4 protein-coding genes are annotated in these 4,297 nt (G+C 70.4%); 3 read left to right on the forward strand and 1 reads right to left on the reverse strand.

The features are described 5' to 3' along the window. Window positions 1-19: 19 nt before the first annotated feature. Window positions 20-379 carry a VOC family protein gene (locus BI06_RS12685; protein WP_043468068.1) on the reverse strand — a complete coding sequence of 120 codons (360 nt, stop codon included), beginning with the start codon at window positions 377-379 and terminating at the stop codon, window positions 20-22. Between the two features lie 359 nt (window positions 380-738). On the opposite strand from BI06_RS12685, the gene BI06_RS12690 reads away from it, so the two are divergent. From BI06_RS12690 to BI06_RS12700, 3 genes are all read left to right on the forward strand, one after another. Continuing rightward, a complete protein-coding gene (locus BI06_RS12690) occupies window positions 739-1,473 on the forward strand; it encodes a DUF6215 domain-containing protein (protein WP_149030362.1) in 735 nt (244 codons plus the stop codon). Between the two features lie 321 nt (window positions 1,474-1,794). Continuing rightward, a complete protein-coding gene (locus BI06_RS12695; RefSeq protein WP_043468072.1) occupies window positions 1,795-2,403 on the forward strand; it encodes a hypothetical protein in 609 nt (202 codons plus the stop codon). A gap of 312 nt (window positions 2,404-2,715) precedes the next feature. Beyond that, complete coding sequence (locus BI06_RS12700; protein ID WP_043468074.1) at window positions 2,716-4,191, forward strand: hypothetical protein; 1,476 nt, start codon at window positions 2,716-2,718, stop codon at window positions 4,189-4,191. Window positions 4,192-4,297: the final 106 nt, after the last annotated feature.

Raw genomic sequence — 4,297 nt, forward strand, 5'->3', positions numbered from 1 at the left:
AGGACTTCGGCGCGTTCTGCTACGGGCCCTCGATGCCGATGACGGTGCCGAACGGGTCGCGCAGCTGGGCGATCCTGCGTCCGGGCTCGATGGTCAGCGGGCCCCGGTGGTGTTCACAGCCGGCCGCGAGCAGCCGCTCCCGGACCCGGTCGACATCGTCCACGCCCCAGTACACGACCGGGCTGCCGCCCCGGGGGTTGCGCTTGTCGTCCACCGGATGGAAACCGACCTCGACCCCACCGATCTCCACCCAGGCGTAGACCGCCCCGGTGTCGCTGACGTCCGTCTTCACGGGGACGTCCAGGAGCTCGCCCCACCACCGGGCCGACGCCTCGGGGTCGGCGGCGAAGGTCATCACGGTACGTACGCTGTTGAACACGTCCCACCTCGACAGGGGTGCCTAGGGAGTTCCGGATCCTGATTCCTGCGCATTGTGGCCGGGACCATGCCCCGAGGAAGACCCACGGGCCCGCGCGCCGTCCGACCAGGTGTGGGACGCGTACGGGCGGCAGTGCCGCCGCAGGAACCGGACGAGGGGCAACGGCTCCGACAGGTGGCCCCCCCGGGGGGCGCCTCACCGTGGGAAGTCGACGGATCCGACTTCCCACTCCGGGCAGGGCGGTGAGGCGGGTCCCTGTGTATGGACGCGGGCGAACCTCCGTGGCCTGGCGTCTTATGATCTTCCCGGTCTGCCGTGCTTCTGCCTCGGCGTTCGAGTCGCACCGAAGAGGAGTGCCGTTGCCGGCAGCACGCAAGTCCAGCAGGAGCCCCGCCGCCAGGGTGGGTGCGATGCTGCTGGCCGCCATCGGACTCGGCGCCTGGATGATGCTCGACCGGACGGACCAGGACCAGGACCAGGCTTCGGCCGCATGTGCCGCACCCCGGCCCACGGACCCGCCCAACTACGCCGCGCTGTGCGCCGCCCTCAACCGTCCCGATCTTCCGGGTCTGCTCGGCACCCCGCAGGGCCGGGTCCTGAGCGCAGGTCCGGCTCTGCTCGCCTTCGGCACCGACGCCACGGTGGAGGTGCGCCTGGGCACGAGCGTCGTTTCCCTGACGGACAGTTCCACCACCGTCAAGGACATCGCCGACATGCCGGAGTTCCGTCCCCGGCCCACCGCCGTGCTCGGCCACGGCGCCCTGACCTACACCACCAGCACGGTGACCCTCGGATCCGGCGGCGGCCCGCAAACCCTCTTCGTGCATGATCTCCCCGGTGCCACGCCCTCTTCGGCCGCCACGGACGACAGGACCAGCCCCGGTTCGGGAGCCCCGGTCCGGAACCTCGTCGTCGCGCAGGACCCCAAGGCCCCGGGCGGCCGGGCCTTCGATCTCGCCGTCTTCCACACCAACGGCCAACCGGTCGACGACGCACTCCTGCACCAGGTCGCCGCAGCCGTGATGCCCACCCTCCCGGGCTGGGTCGCCACACCCTCGGACCCGTCGGGTTCGGCCTCCGCTGCGTCGCACTGAACACCGGTCCCGGGGCGTCCTTCGGTCGGTGACCGTCGCGTTGCGGATGCGCTCGGGTGCCTGTCCGAATGCTGCGGCGGTACTTGGTGCGCAGGAAGTCGACCACCACCAGGTCGTTGTCCATCGCGCCCATGCACCGAGACCGGGTCGTACACCGGCCCGGACGGCAAGTTCGGCTGTCTGGAGGCTTTTTGCTGTACGACCTCTTCTCCAACGACATCTGCAGTCGCGCCGTCAGCGACCACTGGATCGGCAGCGGCAATGCGCGGCACCCGGTAGGCTGCTGCTACAACTCGTGGTCGAAGTAGAGGAATTCGGTACATGGGGCGACCCCTGCGGCTCTCAGGTGCGGCGGTTCTCCTGACCACCGCAGCACTGGTGACGGCATGTACCGGCGACGGGGCGACATCCTCCGAGGCGGGCGCCCCGTGGGCCCTCGACGGGCTGGCGGCCGCGCCGGTTGCCCCGTCCGTCCAGGCCAGTGTCGACGCACCCCCGGCCAAGGGCACCGCCAAGATCCTGGGCATCGCCGAGGTGGAGGGCGCCGATGTGGTCCTCGCGGTGAGGAACGACATCTGCCAGGTCGCGTTCCTGGCGGCCCCGCCCACGGGGGCGGCCGCCACTGCTTCCGTCTCGGTCGGAGCGCAGCGCCCGACCGGAAGCGTGTACTCGGACAGCCACCAGGGATTCCCCGGCAACGTTCTCACCGGAAAGCACACCCAGGCGTCCGCGCAGTTTCCGCCGTTCAGATTCGTGGCCGTGGGATGTTCCGAAAAGGCCATGGCGGTGAGGGTGGAAGGTGCGGGCGCCTCGGCCGACGTTCGGAACAAGGCGGGGGATTCCCTGAGGATCTGGCGGGACGGCCAGGACCTCGTGATGGCCGTCGGGAATCCTGAGGCAATTCGCCGGGAGTCCGCTCCCACCTCCTGAGGAACCTGCGGAACCCGTGGCCGGAGTGCGGCGCCGCCGGGCGGACGTCGCCTCCTCGCGTCGCAACCGCGCTGCCCCGGTGCTCCCATGACGCGCACCCGGATGGTGCGGTGGTCCCGGGACACGGTCGGGACCGCCGCCTCATGTCACCGTCCGCACGGATTCCTACCGTTGAGGCATGCGTTGAGCGCACGGACGGTGACACCCGGCCGGCGCCGCGCAACGTCGGGTCGGCTCGGACGGCCCGGCGGCCCACGGACCGGAATCCTCCCGGCCGGCGGGTGACGGAAGCGAGCTCCTGGAGGTTCGTAGATGAGTTGGAACCGATTCACGCTGGCGTCGGCCGACAGCGCCTCGCTGTCGAGCCGGGTGGCCGCGGTCTCCCGGATCGACGGCAGCATGGAGGTCTGGTGGGTGGCCCCCAACGGCTCTGTCCAGGGCGCGTACTGGTACGAGGGGTCGCCGTGGCGGCGCTACGAGCTCGCGCCCGCCGGTAGCGCGTCCGCCAACGGCGGCATCGCCGCCGTCTCGCGTGTCCCCGGAAGCATGGAGGTGTTCTTCGTCGGGGCGAACGGCTCCGTCCAGGACCGTTTCTGGTACGAGGGCAGTACCTGGCAGGGTTTCGAGCTCGCTCCCCCCGGGAGCGCCTCGACGACCGGTGGCATCGCGGCGGTCTCGCGGATCCCGGGCAGCATGGAGGTCTGGTACGTCGGCGGGAACGGCTCGGTCCAGGACCACTTCTGGTACGAGGGCAGTACCTGGCAGCGGTTCGAGCTCTCGCCCGCCGGCAGCGCGTCCATCACCGGCAGTGTGGCTGCGGTCTCGCGGATCCCGGGCAGCATGGAGGTGTTCTTCACCGGTGGGAACGGTTCGGTGCAGGACCGTTTCTGGTACGAGGGCAGCAGCTGGCAGGGTTTCGAGCTCGCTCCCGCGGGGAGTGCCTCGACGACCGGTGGCATTGCGGCGGTCTCGCGGATCCCGGGAAGCATGGAGGTCTGGTACGTCGGTGGGAACGGCTCGGTCCAGGACCACTTCTGGTACGAGGGCAGCACCTGGCAGCGGTTCGAGCTCTCGCCGCCCGGCAGCGCGTCCACCCACAGTGGTGTCACCGCGGTCTCGCGGATCCCGGGCAGCATGGAGCTCTGGTACGTGGGCGGGAACGGCTCGGTCCAGGACCGCTTCTGGTACGAGGGCAGTACCTGGCAGGGCTTCGAGCTCGCCCCCGCCGGCAGCGCGTCCGTCACCACCGGGCTCGCCGCGGTGTCCCGCGTTCCCGGAAGCATGGAGGTGTGGTTCACCGGTGGGGACGCGTCGATCCAGGACCACTTCTGGTACGACACGTCGAGCAAGAACTTCGACCAGGACGTCACGACCGACATCGCGATCGGCGGTTCGGTGCACGTGGTGATGCGGCAGGACGGCTTCTTCTCGTTCAGCACGCACGCGCACGACAGCGGCTTCGACAACATCGACTACACGATCTCCGCCGCCGTGCTGACGCCGGACGGACACGTGTTCACGTTCCAGCACTCCGGCCACACGGAAGGCACCGTCGCCGGACTGCCCTTCGGTACGCCGGACCGCAACGACGACTTCACGTTCGTCGGGAACAACCCCGAGATCACGGCCCGGTGGGACGGCATCCTCAACGGCACCTTCAAGGCGAGCCTGGACGCCACCGACACCCTCGCGGCCGGAGTGACCGGAGCCCTCGGCGACCTGGTGAAGGCGGTCCTCGCCGCCGCGGGGAAGGCGGCGGCGGACGCGGTCGTCAAGCTCGTCTCCTGACCGGGCCGGTTCCACGCGGGCCGGTCCCCACCCCCGGGCTCCGGCCTGGGCCGGGCGGCCGGGAGGTCGAAGCCGTGGGGCAGCTGCGGGGGAAGCACGAGGGTGT

Origin of the sequence: Kitasatospora sp. MBT66, assembly GCF_000710405.2 — a bacterium.
Taxonomy (GTDB): domain Bacteria; phylum Actinomycetota; class Actinomycetes; order Streptomycetales; family Streptomycetaceae; genus Kitasatospora; species Kitasatospora purpeofusca.

What these genes read in the sequence shown, in the direction of transcription:
- BI06_RS12700 (WP_043468074.1), top strand. Translation starts at nt 2,716, where the DNA reads ATGAGTTGGAACCGATTCACGCTGGCGTCGGCCGACAGCGCCTCGCTG.
- BI06_RS12695 (WP_043468072.1), top strand. Translation starts at nt 1,795, where the DNA reads ATGGGGCGACCCCTGCGGCTCTCAGGTGCGGCGGTTCTCCTGACCACC.